Origin of the sequence: Methylibium sp., assembly GCF_035762065.1 — a bacterium.
GTDB lineage: Bacteria > Pseudomonadota > Gammaproteobacteria > Burkholderiales > Burkholderiaceae_C > Methylibium.
In genome coordinates this window covers 42,754-63,048 of sequence record NZ_DASTPW010000044.1, presented here as the reverse complement: position 1 = coordinate 63,048, position 20,295 = coordinate 42,754, and the positions used below count along the sequence as shown (strand labels likewise).

At 66.5% G+C, this 20,295-nt stretch carries 20 protein-coding genes; 17 read left to right on the top strand and 3 right to left on the bottom strand.

The genetic code is table 11. From position 1 onward, the window contains the following. Window positions 1-5 precede the first annotated feature (5 nt). Genes VFR90_RS12760 through VFR90_RS12680 form a run of 17 tightly spaced genes read left to right on the top strand, consistent with a single transcriptional unit; the run spans window position 6 to window position 16,895 of the window. Window positions 6-512 (top strand): lytic transglycosylase domain-containing protein, encoded by a 507-nt coding sequence (locus VFR90_RS12760; RefSeq protein WP_326406518.1) that lies wholly within the window; start codon window positions 6-8, stop codon window positions 510-512. Beyond that, entirely contained in the window at window positions 509-799 is a 291-nt protein-coding gene (locus VFR90_RS12755; RefSeq protein ID WP_326406517.1) for a TrbC/VirB2 family protein, read from the top strand. Before VFR90_RS12760 ends, VFR90_RS12755 begins: the two co-directional genes overlap by 4 nt. 20 nt (window positions 800-819) lie before the next feature. Then, entirely contained in the window at window positions 820-1,152 is a 333-nt protein-coding gene (locus VFR90_RS12750; protein WP_326406516.1) for a VirB3 family type IV secretion system protein, read from the top strand. Continuing rightward, window positions 1,136-3,619: a VirB4 family type IV secretion/conjugal transfer ATPase gene (locus tag VFR90_RS12745; RefSeq protein WP_326406515.1), complete on the top strand. Its 2,484-nt coding sequence runs from the start codon at window positions 1,136-1,138 to the stop codon at window positions 3,617-3,619. The genes VFR90_RS12750 and VFR90_RS12745 overlap by 17 nt, the downstream gene beginning before the upstream one ends. After that, window positions 3,616-4,023, top strand: coding sequence for a hypothetical protein (locus VFR90_RS12740; RefSeq protein WP_326406514.1), 408 nt, complete (start codon window positions 3,616-3,618; stop codon window positions 4,021-4,023). The genes VFR90_RS12745 and VFR90_RS12740 overlap by 4 nt, the downstream gene beginning before the upstream one ends. A 13-nt stretch (window positions 4,024-4,036) precedes the next feature. Then, window positions 4,037-5,137: a TrbL/VirB6 family protein gene (locus VFR90_RS12735; protein ID WP_326406513.1), complete on the top strand. Its 1,101-nt coding sequence runs from the start codon at window positions 4,037-4,039 to the stop codon at window positions 5,135-5,137. A 24-nt stretch (window positions 5,138-5,161) separates the two neighbouring features. Further along, on the top strand, window positions 5,162-5,869 hold the full coding sequence (gene virB5 / locus VFR90_RS12730) for a P-type DNA transfer protein VirB5 (RefSeq protein WP_326406512.1): 708 nt from the start codon (window positions 5,162-5,164) through the stop codon (window positions 5,867-5,869). 12 nt (window positions 5,870-5,881) lie between these two features. Next, window positions 5,882-6,652 (top strand): VirB8 family type IV secretion system protein, encoded by a 771-nt coding sequence (locus VFR90_RS12725; protein ID WP_326406511.1) that lies wholly within the window; start codon window positions 5,882-5,884, stop codon window positions 6,650-6,652. Then, entirely contained in the window at window positions 6,649-7,596 is a 948-nt protein-coding gene (locus VFR90_RS12720) for a TrbG/VirB9 family P-type conjugative transfer protein (protein WP_326406510.1), read from the top strand. The genes VFR90_RS12725 and VFR90_RS12720 overlap by 4 nt, the downstream gene beginning before the upstream one ends. After that, window positions 7,593-9,038 (top strand): type IV secretion system protein VirB10, encoded by a 1,446-nt coding sequence (gene virB10 / locus VFR90_RS12715; RefSeq protein ID WP_326406509.1) that lies wholly within the window; start codon window positions 7,593-7,595, stop codon window positions 9,036-9,038. Before VFR90_RS12720 ends, virB10 begins: the two co-directional genes overlap by 4 nt. Then, window positions 9,035-10,123 carry a P-type DNA transfer ATPase VirB11 gene (gene virB11 / locus VFR90_RS12710; protein ID WP_326406508.1) on the top strand — a complete coding sequence of 363 codons (1,089 nt, stop codon included), beginning with the start codon at window positions 9,035-9,037 and terminating at the stop codon, window positions 10,121-10,123. Before virB10 ends, virB11 begins: the two co-directional genes overlap by 4 nt. Continuing rightward, the gene (locus VFR90_RS12705; protein WP_326406507.1) at window positions 10,120-12,132 is read left to right on the top strand and encodes a type IV secretory system conjugative DNA transfer family protein; all 2,013 of its coding nucleotides are present in this window, start codon (window positions 10,120-10,122) and stop codon (window positions 12,130-12,132) included. Before virB11 ends, VFR90_RS12705 begins: the two co-directional genes overlap by 4 nt. 23 nt (window positions 12,133-12,155) lie before the next feature. After that, the gene (locus tag VFR90_RS12700; RefSeq protein WP_326406506.1) at window positions 12,156-12,830 is read left to right on the top strand and encodes an OmpA family protein; all 675 of its coding nucleotides are present in this window, start codon (window positions 12,156-12,158) and stop codon (window positions 12,828-12,830) included. A gap of 33 nt (window positions 12,831-12,863) precedes the next feature. Then, window positions 12,864-14,024, top strand: coding sequence for an LPD7 domain-containing protein (locus VFR90_RS12695; protein WP_326406505.1), 1,161 nt, complete (start codon window positions 12,864-12,866; stop codon window positions 14,022-14,024). Window positions 14,025-14,042: 18 nt separating this feature from the next. Further along, window positions 14,043-15,368 carry a DUF1173 domain-containing protein gene (locus VFR90_RS12690; protein ID WP_326406504.1) on the top strand — a complete coding sequence of 442 codons (1,326 nt, stop codon included), beginning with the start codon at window positions 14,043-14,045 and terminating at the stop codon, window positions 15,366-15,368. 22 nt (window positions 15,369-15,390) lie between these two features. Then, the gene (locus VFR90_RS12685) at window positions 15,391-15,996 is read left to right on the top strand and encodes a type IV toxin-antitoxin system AbiEi family antitoxin domain-containing protein (RefSeq protein ID WP_326406503.1); all 606 of its coding nucleotides are present in this window, start codon (window positions 15,391-15,393) and stop codon (window positions 15,994-15,996) included. Beyond that, entirely contained in the window at window positions 15,993-16,895 is a 903-nt protein-coding gene (locus VFR90_RS12680) for a nucleotidyl transferase AbiEii/AbiGii toxin family protein (RefSeq protein ID WP_326406502.1), read from the top strand. Before VFR90_RS12685 ends, VFR90_RS12680 begins: the two co-directional genes overlap by 4 nt. Before the next feature lie 15 nt (window positions 16,896-16,910). On the opposite strand, the gene VFR90_RS12675 is transcribed toward VFR90_RS12680, so the two are convergent. From VFR90_RS12675 to VFR90_RS12665, 3 genes are read right to left on the bottom strand one after another with little or no spacing between them, the layout of a single operon-like run. Further along, window positions 16,911-19,013 (bottom strand): UvrD-helicase domain-containing protein, encoded by a 2,103-nt coding sequence (locus VFR90_RS12675; RefSeq protein WP_326406501.1) that lies wholly within the window; start codon window positions 19,011-19,013, stop codon window positions 16,911-16,913. Window positions 19,014-19,031: 18 nt separating this feature from the next. Continuing rightward, on the bottom strand, window positions 19,032-19,808 hold the full coding sequence (locus tag VFR90_RS12670) for a hypothetical protein (protein ID WP_326406500.1): 777 nt from the start codon (window positions 19,806-19,808) through the stop codon (window positions 19,032-19,034). Then, window positions 19,805-20,290: a hypothetical protein gene (locus tag VFR90_RS12665; RefSeq protein WP_326406499.1), complete on the bottom strand. Its 486-nt coding sequence runs from the start codon at window positions 20,288-20,290 to the stop codon at window positions 19,805-19,807. The genes VFR90_RS12670 and VFR90_RS12665 overlap by 4 nt, the downstream gene beginning before the upstream one ends. Window positions 20,291-20,295: the final 5 nt, after the last annotated feature.

The window sequence follows — 20,295 nt, the reverse complement described above, 5'->3', positions numbered from 1 at the left end:
CGGCCATGGACATCACGGCTTTCCAGGCACTCGTGCTCATCTGCGCACCGCTGGTCAACGTGCAGACGGCGCAGGCACTCGCCATGGTCGAAAGCGGCTTGAACGCACATGCGATTGGTGTCGTCGGAGGCGGTCTGCTCCGGCAACCCAAGAGCCGAGTCGAGGCGGTTGCGACCGCGCGTGCGCTTCATGCGGAAGGCTGGAACTTCAGCGTCGGGCTGACCCAGATCAACGTCCGCAACTTCGAGCGCCTGGGCTTGAGTATCGACAGCGCGTTCGATCCGTGCGTCAACCTTCGTGCGATGCAGACGGTCCTCGGTGATTGCGTGACTCGCGCCTCGAGTCGCGTTGGCCCTGCGCAGCCCGCCACCCAGCTGGCATTGAGACAGGGACTGTCCTGCTACTACAGCGGCAACTTCGCCACCGGCTTCAAGCACGGCTACGTGCAGCGCGTGCTTGCGGCTGCCGCACGGCTCACGCCCACTGCCATCCGATCCCTGGAGGCCCGATGAAGGTGATCAACATCAACCGTCGCGTTGTTCCAGAGCTCATCGCGGGATTGCTTGTGACCGCGCAGGGCGCGGCTACCGCTCAGGGCTTCGACAAGATCAACACCACGGTCACCAACGTCAACGCCATCCTCGTGACGATCTCGATCGCCGTGGTCACCATCGCGATCATCTGGGCCGGCTTCAAGATGATCTTTCAGGGCGCCCGTCTCTCCGACGTGGCGAACGTGCTGATCGGCGGCACCCTGATTGGTGGCGCCGCGGCCTTCGCCAGCTACATCGTGGCGTGAGCGCAGCACGGGCACCCAACATGCATGCCGAAGCCATCTACAAAGGTGCGACCCGTCCAGCGATGAAGCTGGGCGTTCCGCTCGTACCGCTCGTGGTGCTGTTCGGCAGCGGGATGTTGCTGATCCTCTGGGGCGGCACGTTGGTGAGCTGGGGGATCGCCGTCGGCGTGGTGGCGGCCTTTGTGCCAGCACTGCTGTGGATGCGCTTCGTGACCGCCAAGGACGATCAACGCTTCCGGCAGATGTTCGTCGCCCTGAAGCTGCGCCACCACGACCGCAACCATCGCTTCTGGCATGCGCGCAGCTACGCGCCCACCCTTTATCGAGGAGCCCGCGATGCTTGGCATGTCTAGGGCCACCAGTGCAGCCACCCGGGATGGCCGCGGCCAGGTGCGGCCACGTCACTGGGCCCAGGCCAAAGCCGAGAACCCGCTGACCCGCTTTGTGCCGTTCTCGTCGCTGGTCAGCGACCACGACGTGATCACGCGCGGCGGCGACTACCTGCGCGTCTGGCGTCTCGATGGCGTGCCTTTCGAGTGCGCCGACGAGCACCAGATCGCGGAGCGGCACGAGGCCTTGTGCAGCCTGTTGCGCAACCTTGCCGGCGGCCAATGGGCCGTGTGGACGCACCGGTTGCACCGCGTCGTCAGCGACAACCTGCAGGATCCGGCGCAGCCCGGTTTCGCACGTAACCTGTCATTGGCCTACCAAGCCAAGCTGGCCGAACGCCGGATGATGAGCAACGAGCTGTACCTCACGCTCGTGTATCGACCGAACGCGTCGCGTGTCAGCCGAGCACTGCAATCGACGCAGCGCTCCCGCGCTGCCATCGCGGCGGCGCAAGCCGAGGCACTCCGAGTCATGGAAGAACGCTCCGCCCTCGTCGGCCGGGTGTTGCGCGGCTTCGGTCCCGAACTGTTGGGCACCCGAGGGCATCGCGGCCGGACCTACTCTGACGTGGCTGAGTTTCTTGGCTACCTGGTCAACGGATGCTCGCGGTCCGTCCCGAAGACGGCCGGGCCGCTCTACCGCACGCTGCCGACGGCGCGCTTGTCCTTCGGCGGCGACAAGCTCGAACTGCGTCACGGCGACCAACGACGCTACGCGGCCTTGGCCGACATCAAGGAGTACGCCGACGCGGTCGAGCCCGGCATCCTCAATGCGCTGCTCTACGAAGCCAGCGAGTTCATCGAGACCCAGAGCTTCTCGATCCTGCCGCGTCGCGAAGCCATGCGCGCCCTCGAACTTCAGCGCGATCAGCTGATCGCCAGCGACGACGTGGTGGCGAGCCAGGTCGCCGAGATGGATGTGGCGCTGAACGAACTCGGTGACGGCCAGTTCTGCATGGGCGAGTACCACTACAGCCTAGTCGTCTTCGGCGACGACGTGGCCGATGCCGGTCGCCGCGCGGCGCAGGCCATCGGTGCTGTCGGCGAAGCATCGAGCCTGCAGATGTCGCCGGTCGATCTCGTCGCCGATGCGGCCTGGTTCGCCCAGATGCCGGGCAACTGGCAGTGGCGGCCACGGGACGCGAAGCTGTCCTCGCGCGCTTTCGCGGCTCTGGCTTCAGGCCACAACTTCGCCCGTGGCAAGCGCGACGGCAACCCGTGGGGCGAGGCGCTGGCACTCCTGCGCACGCCATCCGGCCAGCCCTTCTACCTGAACCTGCACAGCAGTCCCGAAGGCGAGGACTCGGTAGACAAGAAGCTGCCTGGCAACACGCTCATCATCGGCTCGACCGGTGTCGGCAAGACCACGCTGGAAATGTTCCTGCTGACGCTCACCCGCAAATGGAACCCGGCGCCGCGATTGGTGCTGTTCGATCTGGACCGCGGCTGCGAGATCGCGATGCGGGCGCTCGGCGGTCGCTACTTCACGCTCGAAGCTGGCAAGCCGACCGGCTGCAACCCGCTGCAACGCGAGCCAACACCGGCGCGCATTCAGTTTTGGGAACAACTGATCCGCACCTGCATCGAGACGCCGGCGCTGCCGCTGCTGCCCTCCGATGAACGCGCCATCGCCGATGCGGTCAAGGCGGTGGCGATGATGCCGCCCTCCTTGCGCCGGTTCTCGACCGTGCGGCAGAACCTGCCGAAGACCGGCGAGAACAGCCTGTACGAGCGGCTCGGCCGCTGGTGCCAGGGTGGCGCGTTGGGGTGGGTGTTCGACCAGGCCGAAGACCGTCTGATCGATCTCGACTCCGCCTCGGTTATCGGCTTCGACACGAGCGAGTTCCTCGACCTGCCCGAGGTCCGAACACCGGTGATGCTCTACCTGCTGCAGGTGATGGAGGAGCTGGTCAACGGCGAGCGACTGATCTACGTCATCTCCGAGTTCTGGAAGGCGCTCGACCACCCGATCTTCAGCGACTTCGCCAAGCAGAAGCAGAAGACGATCCGCAAGCAGAACGGGCTGGGCATCTTCGACACGCAAAGCCCGTCCGACGTGCTGCGCCACCCGATCGGCCGCACGATGATCGAGCAGAGCGTCACCAAGGTCTTCCTCGCCAACCCGGAGGCGGTGCGAGAGGAGTACGTCGAGGGCTTCGGGCTCAGTGAAGCCGAGTACGACATCGTGCGCAGCCTCGGTGCCCAGGGCGGGCGGCGCTTCCTGGTCAAGCAGGGGCACGCGAGCGCGATCTGCGAGCTCGACCTGTCCGGGCTCAACGACTTCATCACGGTGCTCTCAGCGACCACCGACAACGTCGCTCTGCTCGACGACATCCGTGCACGACACGGCAACGATCCGTTTCAGTGGCTTCCCGTGCTGCTGGCTGAGGTTCAGGATCGAAGGTTTCGAACCTCAAGGAGTGCAGCATGAAAGCCGTTCGCCGTCTCCTCGCGATGGTTGCTCTGGCGTTCGCCAGTGCGCCTTCGATGGCGCAGTTCGTCAAGGGCAACGAAGCCGTCAAGGTCATGCCCGACGGGACGAAGATGGTGGAGACACCGCCTCTGCCTTCAGCGACGTTGGGCGCGCCGTGTTCCGCCGACAAGCCCGCCTGCACCGCGAGCGGCTGGAGGATGGTCGAAACCGCCGAAGGTCTTCGCGAATGCACGGAAATCTACGCGCGCCAAGGAACCTGCCGCCCATCGACCTTCGGCACGGAGAAACGTCCCCGGCTGTGGGTAGTGAAGACGCGAGGCCAGTGGATGCAGTGCCAACTTCCCGACATTGGTAGCAAGTGCGTGAGCACGAAGGCGTTGCCGTACAGCGCCATTCAGTGACCGAGGTGACACGATGTTCTCCTGGGTTGGATCTCAGTTCGATGGCGTGCTGAACACGTATGTGCTCGGCGTCGTGTCGGCACTGATGACTGGGATCGCGCCCATCGCCTTAACGGCGATGACTCTTTGGGTCGCGCTCTACGGGTGGGCCGTGCTGCGCAACGAGGTGCCGGAGACCTTGCTCGTCTTCATGTGGAAGGTCTTCAAGATCGGCCTCGTGTTGGCCTTCGCACTGCAGTCCGGCTTTTACATCAGCAACGTGTCCGAAACAGCGAACGCGCTCGCCACCGGGGTTGCCTCAACGTTTCTGCCCGCCGTTGCCAATCCCGCCACGCTCGCCACGCCGTACGCGATCCTCGATGCGTTCAACGACAAGGCTGGTCAGCTCGTGCTCGACGTCTTGAAGGAGGCCGGGATCACGCGATTGGACCTGGTCTTCGCAGCCGTGGTCACGGCCTTCGGCAACGTGATCTTCCTGTGCATTGCGCTCTTCGTGGTCACGCTGGCGAAGGTGTTCCTGACCTTCGTGATTGCTGTCGGCCCCTTGTTCGTGCTCTGCCTTGCTTGGCGGCCCACAGCGCGCTTCTTCGATAGCTGGCTGTCGATGGTGCTGAATGCAGTCGTCCTGACCTGGTTCGCGTTTTTCGCGCTCGGACTCAGTGCATACATGGGAGATGCGTTGGTTCAAGCCATTCAGGATCAAGGCGGGTTCCTCGGCGCGACCTTCAACGTGGTCGGGGAGAGCCTCAAGTACTGCGTCGTGATGATCCTCATGGCCATCATCTGCTTTCAGGCCCCGAGCCTCGCGTCCGCGCTGACCGGTGGCGCCGCAGTCCAGCAAGGCATCCAGATGATCCAGAACGCGATGATGGTTTCGGGCCTGCGCTCCGCGTCGGCGGCGCGAAGCGGCGGCGCCGCCGCCGCAGCGGGTGGTGTGATCCGTTCCGGCGCCGGACTTCCGCACGCGGCCGGTCGCGCAACAGCATCGGCCGCCTACACCGGCAGCCGCATCGCCAAAACGATGGCCACTGGCGCCGCCGACGTGGCGCGCCAGGGATACACCGCGGCACGCACTGCCGCTTACCGGCTCGCCGCGCTTCGCGGCCGGGCCTGATCGCCAACCGCAAGGAGTCACGCCATGCGCTTTCGTCTGAAGAAGCTCGCCGCTGCGACCTGCGTCGCTGTTGCTGCGGTCGCGACAACCCCCGCTCGGGCGACGGGCATCCCGGTGGTGGATATCGCCAACCTCGTGCAAACCATCCTGCAGGTTTTGAACGACATCACCGAGATCCAGAACCAGGTGCAGCAAATCACCCAGCTTCAGGACCAGCTCAACAGCATCAACGGCTTCCGCAACCTAGGCCAGGTGTTCAACAACCCGATGCTGCGCAACTACGTGCCGGCCGAGGCCTACACGGTGATCAACGCGGTCAACACCGGCGGCTACTCGGGCCTGACCGGCACCGCGAAGGCGCTGCGTGATGCGGGCATGGTCTACAACTGCATGGACTTCGCCGGTGCCGAGCGTACGCGCTGCCAGGCAGCGCTCGCCGCGCCCTACCAGACCAAGGGCCTGCTGCAGGACGCGATGAAGTCGGCTGCCGGACGCCTCTCGCAGATCAGCTCGCTGATGGGCCAGATCAACGCCACCGCCGACCAGAAGGCGGTGCTGGAGATCCAGGCCCGCATCGGCGCCGAGAACGCGCTGCTCGCGCACGAGGTCTCGCAAATCCAGATGCTGCAGGGCATGGCCGACAGCGAAGAGCGCATCGCCCGCTCGCGTGACCGCGAGCGCCAGTATCAGATGCTCGGCCGCACCGGCAAGGTCGCCGACTACCTCCCGTAGCGAGAAGCCGCCATGAGTGCCGTCTTGACGGCCGGCGGCAAGCCGGTCGGAGCCGCTGCATTGGCCGACGCACCGATGCGTGCGGATGAAGCCGATGCGGGATTCACAGCGAACCGTGCCTGGGAGATCGACCGCGCGCTGATGCTCGAACGCTCCGAGCGCCGTGCGTGGTGGGTCGCCATCGCCGGCATGTTGCTCGGCCTCATCGGTATCGCAGCCGTGTTCGTGCAGGGGCCACTGCGGCGCGTGGTCGAGATTCCGATCGTCGTTGATCGGGTCACCGGTGAAGCGACGATCCAGCAGCGCCTGAGCGTCGAGACGGTCCCGCCGATGGAGTCGCTCGACAAGCACAACCTGGCGACCTTCGTGCGCGCCCGCGAAGGCTACAGCTGGATGTTCCTGCAGCGCGACTTCGATCAGGTCGCGCGCATGGCGGTGCCGGCCGTCTTCAACGACTACAACCGCCATTTCGAGGGCGACGCGGCGTTGCAGAAGAAGCTCGGCGCTGGCGAGGACTGGCGCATCAGCGTCGTCGGCGTTCGGCTCAGCGCCTCGGGGCGATCAGGCAACCGTGGTGAGGCCCAGGTCACCTACGACAAGATCGTGCGGTTGACCGACCGCAACCTTCCCGAGGTCACGACGCGCCACGTCGCCAGCGTCGTCTTCGAGTACCAGCCCAAGGTGCTGGCGAAGGAGAAGGACCGGCTCGAGAACCCGTTCGGCTTCGTGGTCGTCGCGTACCGGTCCGATCCCGAAATCAACACCGTGGGAGCCAAGCCGTGAAGCGCGTCGCCGTGCTGCTCTTCGCTGGCGCGCTGGTGCCCTCAGTGGCATGGCCCGCCGGCGAGGCCGCGCCGGGCGATCCGCGTCTGCGTGAGGTCATCTACGACGCCAAGGCCGTCGTGACGGTGCCGGTCAAGCGCGGGGTCGTGACGCTCGTTGTCCTCGACCCCGAAGAGTCGATCGCCGAAGTCGCTGCCGGGCTCGGTGGCGACTGCGCCAAGGCCGAAGCAGCGTGGTGCGTCGCGGCGCAGCCAGGCGGGCGACATCTGTTCGTCAAGCCAAAGAGCACGGCCGGCGCCGCAAACACGCTCGCCGTCGTCACCGACCGTCGCACGCATTCGTTCCGCTTCGTCGTGCTGGCCGACGGCGATCCGAGGGCGCCGGTGTATCGGCTGGTCGTCAAGGCGCCGAGGCCGACGGTGGCAGCACGAACTGCGCTGCGTGATGGCTTGGCGCTCCAGGCCATGCCACTGCTGCCGCCTGTGCCGCCACCGCCAAGCCCGCAGCAGGTCATCGCCGAGCGCCTGCAGGCGAAGGCGCAGGTGCTGAACACCAGCTACTCGATCGCCGAGGGCAAGGGGTCCGAGGACATCGTGCCTGCGATGGTGTTCGACGACGGGCGCTTCACCTACATCCGCTTCCCCGGCAACCGCGAGGTGCCCGCCGTGTTCCATGTTCTCGGCGACGGCAGCGAGACGCTCGTGAACGCGCGCATGGAAGACGACCTGCTTGTCGTCGATCGAGTGAGTCGGCGTCTGATGCTGCGCGCGGGCTCGGCCGTCGTTGGGGTGTGGAACGAGGCTTTCGATCTCGATGGCCTGCCGCCAGGTGGTGGCACCACGGTGCCGGGCGTGCAGCGAGCGCTGAAGGCCGATGCAAGCGTGGACGCTTCGCAGCGCCCTCCAGCAAGCCCACAACAGTCGCGCAGTGAGGTCACGCCATGAACGAGCAGCCGGCGCCCGATGGGCGCGCGGAAGGTGAACGCCTCGAAGACGACACCAATGTCATCGCGCCGTTGCCCGGCGAGGCTGGTATTCCGAACGTGGCCGAGCGGCAGCGGATCTCGGTCTCGAAGAAGGGGCTGCTCGCAGTCGGCCTGCTCATCGGCACGCTTGTCGTCGTTGCGGGCTTCACGATGCAAAAGTTCGCGGCGAGCGGCAAAAAGGACGAGGACGCGGGATCGAAGCTGGTGAGCAACCGGCCCACCGCGGCGACGGCCGAGCCTCGACGCCTGGAGGTGCCCGTTCCGATGCTCGCGACCGCCGCAGCGAGCACGCCGACCGCCGCAGGCACACGCATTCCCGCCATCGTGCTTACGGCCGAAGAGCTGGCCGAGCCGATCGGCGTCCGGCGCACTGGTGCGGGTGCTCCGTCTGGAACCGGTGCCAAAATCATGGCCCCGGAGGACGCGCCCGTTCTGCTGGTGACCAGCCGCCCCGGAGCCATGCGCACTGCCGCTGCGACAGCGGCGGGAGTCGCCGAGCAGCAGCAGCAGCAGCAGCCGGGGTTTGAAGCGCCGGAACCCGCCGCAAACGACCCAGTCTCGAACACCGCCCGCAACCTTCAAGGCTATCAGCGCCAGTTGCAGGGGCTGATGGAGACGCTCACCCGAACGACTGCGGCGGCAACAGGCCAGGCCACCGGACAGGTGCCGACGGGAGCACTCCTCGGCGGGCCTCCGATCGGCGGAGTCGCCCCGGCTGGCGCGCCGATCGGTGCAGCAGCACCCGGCGCGGGTCTGTTCGGCGGACAGCTCCAGGGCTCGGCAACCCCGCGCGTGGCCGCCTCAATGCTCGGCAACCGCAGCCTCGTGCTCCCCAAGGGCACGGCGTTCACCTGCGCGCTGAAGACCAAGGTCATCAGCGCAGTGTCGGGACTCGTCGGCTGCCAGGTGCAGCGCAACGTCTTCAGCGACGACGGCCGCGTGCTGCTGATCGAGCGCGGCTCGCACCTCGACGGCGAGTACCGCATCGCCTCCGTGCGACCGGGCACCGTGCGCATCCCCGTTCTCTGGACCCGCATCCGCAGCCCGCTCGGCGTCACGGTGGACATCGACTCTCCCGGCACCGGCCAGCTCGGCGAGTCCGGGATCGACGGCTACGTCGACAACCGTTGGGGCGAGCGCATTGGCGCCGCGATGCTGCTGTCGCTGATCGACGACTCGGTGAAGCTGGTGATCCAGAACCAGTCGAACGACACGCAGGCCAATACGGTCGTGCTGCCGTCGACGACGGCCAACACCAGCAAGCTCGCCGAGAAGGTGCTGGACAGCACCATCAACATCCCGCCGCTGATCTACCAAAACCAGGGCGGCATCGTCGGCATCTACGTCGCGCGCGACGTGGACTTCTCGTCGGTCTACGAATTGAAGCCGGTGCAGCGATGAACGCACAAACGGACGCGCCGCACGACACCGCCGATTCTTGGTGCGGCGACGCCACCTCGGTCGTCGAGTTCCTGCGCCCTCTGCGGGAACAGCTCGACGCCGACGGCGTGCTCGAGGTCTGCGTCAACCGCCCGGGCGAACTGCTCGTCGAAACCGTCAAGGGCTGGCGCGTCGTTCCGGCGCCGGCCATGACGCTGGAGCGCTGCCTGTCGCTCGCCACCGCGGTGGCCACCTATTGCGACCAGCAGGTCAACCAGGAGCGCCCGCTGCTGTCGGCCACGCTGCCCAGCGGCGAGCGCATCCAGTTCGTCATCCCGCCGGCCGTCACGCGAGGCACCGCCTCGATCACCGTGCGCAAGCCCTCGCATCTGATCAAACGGCTCGACGACTTCGAGCGCGACGGACTCTTTGAGCGCACGGCCACGGTCTCCCGCACGGCATCGAGCGGCCTGCTGCCCTTCGAGCAGGAGCTCGTCGCATTGAAGGACGCCGGCCGCTACGCCGAGTTCCTGCGCCTGGCCGTGCGCAAGCACCAGACCATCGTCGTCAGCGGCAAGACCGGCTCGGGCAAGACCACCTTCATGAAAGGCCTCGTCGAAGAAGTGCCGAAGCACGAGCGGCTGATCACGATCCAGGACACGGCCGAGCTGACGCTGCCGAACCACCCGAACGTGGTTCACCTCTTCTACAGCAAGGATGCGCAAGGCACAGCGCGCGTCACGGCCAAGTCGCTGCTCGAAGCCTGCCTGCGCATGAAACCCGACCGCATCTTCCTGGCCGAGGTACGCGGTGACGAGTGCTTCTACTTCGTCCGCCTCGCGGCTTCGGGCCACCCGGGCAGCATCACCAGCGTCCATGCCGGCAGTTGCGCCCTTGCACTGGAGCAGATGTCGCTGATGATCCGCGAGAGCGGTGCCGGCGGTGGCCTGCGCATGAACGAGATCAAGTACCTGCTCGGCGTCGTCGTCGACGTCATCGTGCAGTTCGATCGCGACGAGCGCGGGCGCTTTATCTCGGAACTGTTCTACGAGCCGCGACGGCAGCGTCTCGGACGCTGGGACGAGTCGATGGGAGCGGCGGCATGAGCAGCCTGGCGCTGCCGATGTCGGCGTGGCCCGTGTCGCGAAAGGTGGCGGCTGCGCTCTTCGCCGCGCTGGGGCTCATCGGGCTCGCCGGTGCGGCGCTCTACCTGTCCGCGGTGCTGTTCCTGGTGCTCAACAAGGCGGACCCGAGGCAAGCCCGTTTCACGAGCATCGCGCACTACTGGCAGCTCTACGCCAACGATCCGGCGCTGCGAAAGAAGCTGCTGGTATCGATGGGGTCGTGCGGCATCGGGTTGCTGGTGGTCCTGCCCGCCACGTTGTTCGCAGCCGCCCGACCACGGCGAGCGCTGCACGGCAGTGCGCGCTTTGCCAGCATCGCAGAAGTGCGTGGCGCGGGACTGCTCGGCGAGTCGTACGCAGCAGGTCCAGGCATCCTCGTCGGCCGCTACGGCCGGCATTTCCTCGCGCTGCCGGGCCAGCTCTCGGTGATGCTGTCGGCGCCCACACGCAGCGGCAAGGGCGTCGGCGTGGTGATCCCGAACCTGCTCAACTGGCCGGACTCGGTCGTCGTGCTCGACATCAAGGGCGAGAACTTCGCCGTGACGGCCGGCTACCGGGCAGCGCACGGCCACGCCGTGTATGCCTTCTCGCCCTTCGATGAAGGCGCGCGCAGCCACCGCTGGAACCCGCTCTCGGCCGTTCGGACGAGCCCGCTGCATCGGGTTGGCGATCTGCTCACCATCGGGCAGGTCTTCTTCCCCAACGACGGCAGCGGCACGTCCTCCGAAGCCTTCTTCAACGACCAGGCGCGCAACCTGTTCCTGGGGCTCGGCCTGCTGCTGCTCGAGACGCCCGAGCTGCCGCGCACCGTCGGCGAGATGCTGCGGCAGTCGTCCGGCAAAGGACGGTCGCTGAAGGATCACCTGAGCGTCTTGATCGCCCAGCGGCGCGACACTGGCCAGCCGTTGTCGGACGAATGCGCCGATGCGCTGCAACGGCTGTTGTCGAACTCGGAGAACACGCTGTCGAGCGTGGTCGCGACCTTCAACGCGCCGCTGACGATCTTTGCGGATGCGGTGGTCGATGCCGCGACCAGCGCCGACGACTTCCGGCTCGAGGACGTGCGACGGCGCCGCGTGTCGATCTACGTGCGCATCCCGCCGAACCGGCTGGCGAACGCGCGGCCGTTGCTGGCGCTGTTCTTCTCACAACTCGTCAGCCTCAACACCCAGGCCTTGCCCGAACAGGACCCGACTCTCAAGGTGCAGTGCCTGCTGGTCAACGACGAGTTCACGGCGATGGGCCGTGTCGGCGTGATCACCTCGGCCGCGGCCTTTCTCGCCGGCTACAACCTGCGGCTGCTGACCGTCGTGCAGGCGATGTCGCAGCTCGATGCCGTCTACGGCGACAAGGAAGCTCGCACCTTCGCGACGAACCACGGCATGCAGATCCTCTACGCGCCGCGCGAGCAGCGTGACGCCGACGAGTACAGCGCGATGCTCGGGCACTTCACCGAGCGCGCCACGTCGCGCGGGCGCAGCCGGTCGTTCAGCCAGCACGGCCACAGCTCGGTCAGTCGCAACGAGAGCGAGCAACGCCGCGCGTTGCTGCTGCCGCAGGAATTCAAGGAACTGGGCAGCGAAAGGCTCGTCGTCATCTGCGAGAACTGCAAGCCCATCCTCGGCGAGAAAATTCGCTACCACCGCGAGAAGGTCTTCAAAGCGCGGCTGCGGCCGGCGCCCGCGGTGCCGCGGATGGATATGGACTTGCACTTGGCGCGTGTGCAGCAGCGCTGGCGCTATGCCGATGATGAGCTTGCCGACGGCCAAGGGTTCAGCGTCGCAACGCTGGCGCACGACCTGACGCTGCTGCCCGACACCTTTGAAGGCCTACCGGACGAGATGGCCGAGGTGCTGCTCGACTTCTTCAGCCATGGCGAGCTCGGACAAGGCGGTGGCGCGATCGAGCCCGCGGCGGACGACGACGGCGTGCTGATCGAGCACGAAGCCGAAGCGGAAGCGGCACAAGTCGAGCCGGCCGGCGTGGCATGAACCGACTCAACCGGAGACCTGCAATGAACACGGCTCCTGCCCTCGCTCCCATGCTGCTGCCGTGGCTCCTGCTGCTCAGCTCCTGCAGCTCGCCACCGAAGCCGCCGACCGTGGACGAATCGCAGAGACGGCCGGTCAACTCGGCGATGGCCGTCGAGCTGCAGGTCTGCAGGAGCGATCTGCAGAACACCCGCATCCTGGCGACCGAGTCGGGGCGGATGGCGGAAGCCGCGACTGCAACGGTGCAGCAGCTCGCGGCGCGGCAGCAGGCGATCACCGCGCTCCAGGCCCGCGCCACAGTGCCTCAAGCCAACAGCATCTTCACGGTCCGCTTCGACTTCGGCAGCACGCGCGTGGTGATTCCTGCGGAGATGTCGACCGCGCTGATCGACGAAGCCCGCTTGGCACCCCTCGTGGTGCTGCGGGGCCGCACCGACGGCAGCACCGACTCCGCGACTGAAAGCCGAATCGCGCGCGAGCGAGCGACAGCCGTGCGCGACTACCTGATCCGTGCCGGCGTCGATGCCGCGCGCATCCGGGCAACCCACCAGCCGGCGGGTGACCACGCGGCAGACAACGCAGCCACGACTGGCCGCGCAATGAACCGGCGTGTCGAGATCGAGGTGTACCGAGCGGCACCCGTTGGCGTCGGGATTGCCTCAGCGACTGCCAGCGCCACCGCACCGGCTCAGCCCTGACGACTGATAGAGCCAGCTCGAAGCGAGGACCACATGGATACCGACGCCTCACCCTCAAGAAGCCCGAGCACGACCAGGATGGGCGGCACGGTCGAGCCCGCCAATCGCGCGACGATCGCCAAGGACCTGTTCCAGACACCGATCGACGTGCCGGGCGAGCGCTACGAACTGCGCGACCCGTTCGCCGATGTGACCTACCGCTCGAACCGCATCGCCGAGATCATCGCCAAGGCCGATCAGCTCAGCAGCAACCGCTTCATCGCGCTCGATGCCGAAGGCAGGCGCACGACGGTGCAGCGGGTTGACGGCGAGTGGCAGCGAGGCCCGCAGCGGCCGGCCGCGCCGGAACGGCCGCTAGATCCGGTGCCCGAGCGCGACGAGGTTCCCGACGCGGCGAGCGCTGAGAACGCATCGAGGCCGTCGTTGAGGGGTGAACTGCCGGCGCAAGTCGCGCCCGATGCAGCGGATGCCAAGTCCATGGCGCGCCTCGACGCCCAGGCCGAACGCGCGGCGCTCGTCGCCCGCCTCGAAGCGGCGCTGATCGAGCGCTACCTCATCAAGCGCGCGCCCGTGACGGTGGGCGATGTGAGCATCGGACGCACCGAGTACCGCTTCCGTGGCGACACGTCGCGCGTGGCGTTCACGGAATCGACGTTCAAGCTCGCGACCGACACCAACAGCCCGTCGGTCGCCCGTTCAATGGTCGATGTGGCCGAAGCCCGCAATTGGCGCGCGCTGCGCGTCTCGGGCAACGAGGAGTTCCGGCGCATGGTCTGGCTGGAAGCCTCGGTACGTGACGTCAAGGCCGTGGGCTACGAGCCGAACCCGGCCGACCTAGAGGTGCTGAAGAAGGAGCGCGAGTCGCGCCTGGTCAACCGTATCGAGCCGGCGCGCGATGCGGCTGGCGACAAGGCCACCGGTGCCGCCCCGGCCGAGAAGGGCTCAGCACGCGGTGGTGGTGGCCGCAAGGCCGTGCTCGTCGCGATCGAAGCGGTGCTGGTCGCCAAACGGGTTCCCGAGAAGCAACGCGAAGCGGTGATGGCCGCCGCTGCCGAGAAGCTCGCGCAGCGCATGCGCGACGGCCAGACGCCAAAGGTCAAGGTGTACGACAAGGCCGCGCCATCGCAGCGGCCGGTCATGGTGCCGGTGCCCGAGGTGCAGCGCACGCGTGAGCGTGCTGCACCGGTGCGGTGACGGCACGCGAGAGTCTCGATGGCAACAGCGGCGCCGGAACCGGGTGAAGCCGTCGAGCATGCTGGGCGGCGAGCGGCCTACCTGGTTGGCGGCAAGCGACTCGAAGCCGGAACGGCAGCCTTCGCTGAAGCCATCGCCGCAGCGCACGCAGCGCATCAACGCCCCCGCTGCCTCTGCCTGGTGGGGGGCGTGGAGATGTACGTCGCCCGTCTCGCGGGTTTGGGCGATGGCTACGTCGTCAAGCGCATGCCGGACACCGGCAGCCATCACGCACCCGACTGCACCTCCTACGAGCCACCGCCCGAGGTCTCCGGCCTGGGGCAGGTGCTGCGCTCGGCGATCACCGAAGACCCGGTCACGGGCGAGACGACGCTGAAGCTCGACTTCGCGATGTTGAAGGTCGCGGGCCGTTCGAAGATGCCGACCGCGGGCAGCGATAGCGACAGCGTGGCCAGCAGCGGCACGAAGCTGTCGCTGCGTGGACTGCTGCACTACCTGTGGGACCAGGCCGAGCTGACACGCTGGCAGCCCGGCTTCGCGGGCAAGCGCACCTGGGGCACGGTGCGCAGGCACCTCCTGCAGGCGGCGGAGAACAAGATCGCGCGCGGGGATGCTCTGCGCGCGCGGTTGTTCATTCCCGAAGTGTTTGCGGTCGATCAGCGAGACGCGATCAACGCCAGGCGCATGTCGCAGTGGTCGCAGGCCATCGCGCCGCCCGGCAAGCCGCAGCACCTGATGCTGCTGATCGCCGAGGTGAAGGAGATCGTGCCGGCACGCTACGGCTTCAAGGCGTTGGTGAAGCACGTCCCCGACCAGGCCTTCGCGCTGGACGAAAAGCTCTACCGCCGGCTCGGCCGACGCTTCGAGCCGGCACTCGCGCTGTGGGGTGCCGCCGACGACATCCACATGGTGATGATCGCCACCTTCAGCGTTGCAGCTGCCGGTATCCCGACGATCGTCGAGCTGTCGCTGATGCCGGTCACTCGACAGTGGCTGCCGGTCGAGGACGCATCCGAGAAGCAGCTCGTCGAAAAGCTCGTCGGCGATGGGCGGTCCTTCATCAAGGGGCTTCGCTACAACCTCGGCGCGGCAAACGCGTTGGCTAGTGCGACCCTGACCGACTGCGAAGGTGCGGCGCCCTTGCTGTTCATCTTGCCCATTGGCGTCGAGGACGACTGGCGATACCTTCAGGTGAGCGAGCCTTTGGCGCCCGTGTGGCTATGGCATCCGTCAAGCGAAGCCATGCCGCCGCTGCCACAAGCGGCCTGCCTCCGCACCGTTGGCGCGTGCCAGCACGCAGACTCAAAGAGAACGCCTAAAAATGCATTACTTGCTAATAAGTAGTGCAGTCTGCTACCATCCCCGCATGAGCAGCGCCCATGCCGACAAGCTCCTGCGCATCGCTCAGGCGCAGCCGGCCGTCTCCGCGCGCGAGCTCTCGGCCGCGGGCGTTCCTCCGCGCGTGATCTCACGCATGGCCGCAGGTGGCCGCCTGCGCCGTGTTGGCCGAGGGCTCTACGCCGGCATCGAAGCCTCACCCAGCGCCCACCAGTCGGTGGTCGAGGTGACCAAGCAGGCCCCGAAGGCCGTGGTGTGCCTACTCTCGGCACTTGAGATCCACGAGGTGGGCTCGCAGGCGCCGTTCGAAGTCTGGATCGCACTTCCGGCTGGCACGCATGCCCCCAAGGGGACCGGCACGGCAATCCGGGTGACGCGCCTGTCGGGCGCTGCTTTCTCCGAAGGCATCGAAACGGTGATGCTCGACGGGGCACCTGTGCGCGTCTACGCCCTGGCCAAGACGATCACCGACTGCTTCAAGCTGCGCAGCAAGGTGGGCCTCGACGTGGCGCTGGAAGCACTGCGCGAGGCCTGGAAGGCGCGCAAGGTGACGATGGACGACCTGTCGCGCTACGCCAAGGTCAACCGGATGAGCAACGTGATGCGGCCGTACCTCGAAGCGCTGACCGGATGAGCGCGGACCGTTCCGCCTCGGTGCTTGCCCGCCTGCTCAACCGGTCGAGGAGCACGGGCGAAAACTACAACCTGCTGCTGTCGCGCTTCGTGATCGAGCGGCTGCTGTACCGGCTTTCGGTATCGCCGCATGCGGGTAGCTTCGTGCTGAAGGGCGCACTGCTCTTCGCGCTCTGGTACGACACACCGCATCGACCGACGAAGGATGCCGATCTGCTCGGCTTCGGCGCGGATGACGCCGACACGCTGCGGGCGACGTTCACCTCGGTCTGCGTGATCGACGCCGACGACGGCGTTCGCTACGACATCGACAGCATGCGTATCGCGCCGATCCGCGAGGACAACGTCTATGGCGGACTGCGCATGACACTGACCGCCTTCGTGGGCAATGCGCGCTTGCCGGTCCAGGTGGACATCGGGTTTGGCGACGCGGTCACGCCCGATCCGGAACTCGTCACCTACCCGCCCCTGCTCGTTGGGATGGGCGCAGCGCAACTGCGCGCCTATCCCATCTACACAGTGATTGCCGAGAAGTTCCACGCGATGGCGGAGCTGGGGATCAACAACAGCCGTATGAAGGACTTCTTCGACCTCGCCGTGATCGCCAAGACATCAACTCTCGACGGCAGCGTCCTTGTCGCGGCGCTTCGCGCCACGTTCGCCAGGCGCGGCACGGCTCTCCCGGCGGCACCGCCAATCGCCCTCACTCAGGAGTTCGCGGCGGACCCTGTCAAGGGCAAGCAATGGCGCGCCTTCGTGACGAAGGCTGGGCTACAGGCCGACAAACTTGAGGATGTTCTCGGCGCGCTTGATGCACTTCTTCGGCCACCGATCGACGCAGCCGTTGGCGGGTTGCGCTTCGACGCGAAGTGGAGCCCGGCGCTGCGCCGCTGGACCTGAGCGCCCACTGCTGCGTCAGGTCAGGTCGCTCAGAAACTCCGATACCGGCTCGACGCCAGAAACAAGCAGCCGATCCCTCGCTCGCGTGCACGCCACGTACAGCAAGTGCCGCTCGGTGTCGTAAACCTCCTTTAGGTCTGCCTCGTCGGACACGGCGTCGATGCGCTCCTGAAGCGGCACCACCTCGTCGTCGCAGGCCATCACCGCCACACAGCGGAACTCCAGCCCCTTCGCCAGGTGCATCGTGCCGATGGAAACCTCGTCGGTGTCGGTGTCGACGAGCTCGTCGAGCACATGGTGCGCGAGCCCAGCGATGCTCACCGCGCGCCGCGCCCGTTCGAGTTCGGCATCCGAGCGCACGAAGACCGCGATCTCCCCTGCACGAATTCCTTGCTTGGCGCACTCGGCGATCCATGCGGCCACCGCTTGAACTTCAGCATCAATCGACGCGGCTGTTTGCACCACAGGCAGCGGGCCATTGAAGACCGAGACCGTGCCTCGGCGGTCTTCGGCGTTGCCGTCAACGTCGGCCAGCTCAGGCCCGAGCAGCCGGTCGGCCTGCATGCGAATCTGGTGCGAGGTGCGGTAGTTGACGTGCAGCGTTCGCGACCGCCCGCGCACATCGACGCCGAGCGACTTCCAAGAGAACGGAAGCTGGAAGATGCGCTGCCCCAGATCACCCGCGAAGAACAGCGCATTGCGTTGCTGACCCCCCAGCGCGGCCAGGAAGCGAAGCTGCGGTGCGCTGATGTCCTGCGCCTCGTCCACCACGACATGCTCGAACGGCAGCTTGGTACCGCCGGCGTAGTGCTCTGCAAGGCGGGTGAAGAGTTCAGCCCGCGTCAGGCGGTTCTCGGCACGCAACCGATCACGGACCCGGCTGAAGGTCTGCCATGCCGCCGCACGTTGCCCTTCGGATAGGCGCGTTTTCCGCCCCAGGCGCTTGAAGTCGCGATAGCTCTCCCAGCTGTCGATCTGCCAGGGATCGACCACCTCGGCCCACTCACTCCACAAGAACCCCGCTCCGAACTTGGCCGGTAGCGTCGAAGGTGCTGCCACTGGGCCGGCCGCCACCGCGGCAGCGGCCTCATCCAGATAGTGCCGGACGGTCGCATCGTCTGCCAGCGCCGGTTTGCCGAAAGCAAACTTGAAAAGCCGCGCAGCGAGTTCGTCCATCGCCACCACGTCGATTCGCTCGGCCAACATCGGCGTGCGGCCGACGAGCCGGCGCAGCCGCGTGTGCAGTGCGTGAGCCAAGGCCGGCGTGAACGTCGTCAGCAGGACGCGGGCGCTCTCATTGCTTCGCGCCAGGTACACCGCGCGATGAAGCGCAACGATGGTCTTGCCAGTGCCTGCGGAGCCCGACACACGAGCCGGGCCGCCATGGTCGCGTTCCACCCATTGCCGCTGCGCGGGGTGCAGGAACACCGTCCACTGGTCCCACGGGAATTCGAGCGCACGCTCCAGCTCTTCCACGTCTTGCATCACGCGGAACCGGCGCTGTGCGTCCGGATGGGCGAACGGGTCAGCCCCTGCCGGCGCTGCCTGTGGGCGTCTGGGCGTACCCCCGGTGGCCAGCTCGAGCAATGCCTCGGACGCTTCCGCTGGCAGCTGAGTCGCCAGCGTCAGCAGACTGTCCTCATCGGCTGCGCGAATCTCGGACAACCACTCCGTCGGCACGCCCCAACCCAGCAGGTCGTCGTCGGACATGTGGCCGAAGAGCGGCTGCTTGGCGCTGGCCTGTTTGGCAGCGGCAGGCACCTCCCGGCGAATCACGATCTCGTGGACGCGCTCGCGTACCTCCACCCACTGCGCAGCTCCCGTCGTCGGGTGCGTCTCCAGGCGACGCCGCTCGGCCCATTGGTACGCCTTGTCGTGGTGATCGACGTAGCACAGCAGAAGGCTGTCCGCCGTCTTGTGCACGATCAGCCGGATGTCGCTGCTCACGCGCACCGACCAGAAGTTCTTGTCGCGCGCCTTGTCCAGCTTGTGAAAGCTCATGCCCGGATTGGCCGGGTTCATCTGCAGGTCAAAGGCCGTCGTCTTGACGGCCTTCTGTTCCTCGCCCGTCAGGCGTGCCAGGCTTGCTGTGAACGTGTCGGCAATTCGGAAGTTCACTGCAAGCGACCTCGACTATCAGAAGGGGATGGCGTCATCGTCCACCACTGTAGCGGGCAGCCCAGCCGCAGAACGCAGCATTCGGTTCTTGGCGTCGATCAAGCTCCAAGTCCCCTCATGCAAACCGCAGATGATGTTCAGGCGATAAGCCTTCTGCATCGCGCTGATCATTCGCAGGTGGATGCTGCGCGCCGTTCCGCCCACGAAGAGGGTCGGGCCGAGATGTCCATCCTGATGCGTGTACTCGAACCCCGGCCCTGCCGGATACCACTCGTGCGCGGCGACTAGCATGCCGATGAACGACACCAACAGCTCAGGGAACGGGTTCATCGACTTGCACTCGTGCGCCGCGACCACCGACGAGCTGGCTACGCGGTAGTAAGGCCGCTTGCCACTCGCGTAATCCACGCGCCTGGAGTCGTCGATCGCAGCACCCTTGAGAAGCACAACGATGTCAGGCGTGAACGCGATGTCCGCGTCGACATGAGACTGCACCCTGACTTGCTGGCGTATCTCAAACTCGCCGTCAGGCCCGACCGCCTGCACGAACGAGAAGTTAGCCGGGTTGCCGGATGGCGAGGTCAGGTACCTGTACTCGCTTCCTTCGATGAGGTTCTGCGGAGTCAGCACGTAGCCTTGCGATGCATAGAACTTCAGCAACGCATGCAACGTACCGATCTCAAACGCTGCCGACAGTTGGCGGTCGGTCAACCGCATGACGACCCGATGCTTAGTAGCAAAGGCCTTCGCAAGGGCATCAGCCGTGGCCAGCCAAGTGGGCGCCGCAGCGCTCAACGACGACCCCCTGGATCGCCGTCTGCGCCGGACTCCCGCTCGTGCCGCGCAATGTAGAACACAAGGTCGCCGCAGGTGTTCTTCGTCATCCAGTCGCGCCGAAAGCCGAGTTCATTCACCATGGTGAAGAAGTCCTCGACTGCGCTCCTGACGCGTGCCGTGTGCGCGGCGTCGAATCGCATGGAGCCATGAACGATGGGATGCTGTGACCCCAGCCCTGCCTGCCCCGTCCGCGCCGAAGCATCGAGAGGTCCAAGCACCTCCTGGTAGATGCTGTTCAAGCTGAACAGCGCACTGAGCCGTTGGTCGGTCCAATTGCGCGAACGAATGAAGGCGAGGTTCTCGTTCTCGCGTTCGCCCAGGAAGCCCAGTTCCCGCAGCATCGCCTCATGTCGCCGCGCGACTGCGTTTCGCGGCTTGACGTCGAGGTGGCGCGTTAAGGCCGCCAGCACCGGGTCCGTTGCGCGCGGGACGGTGGCCATGAACC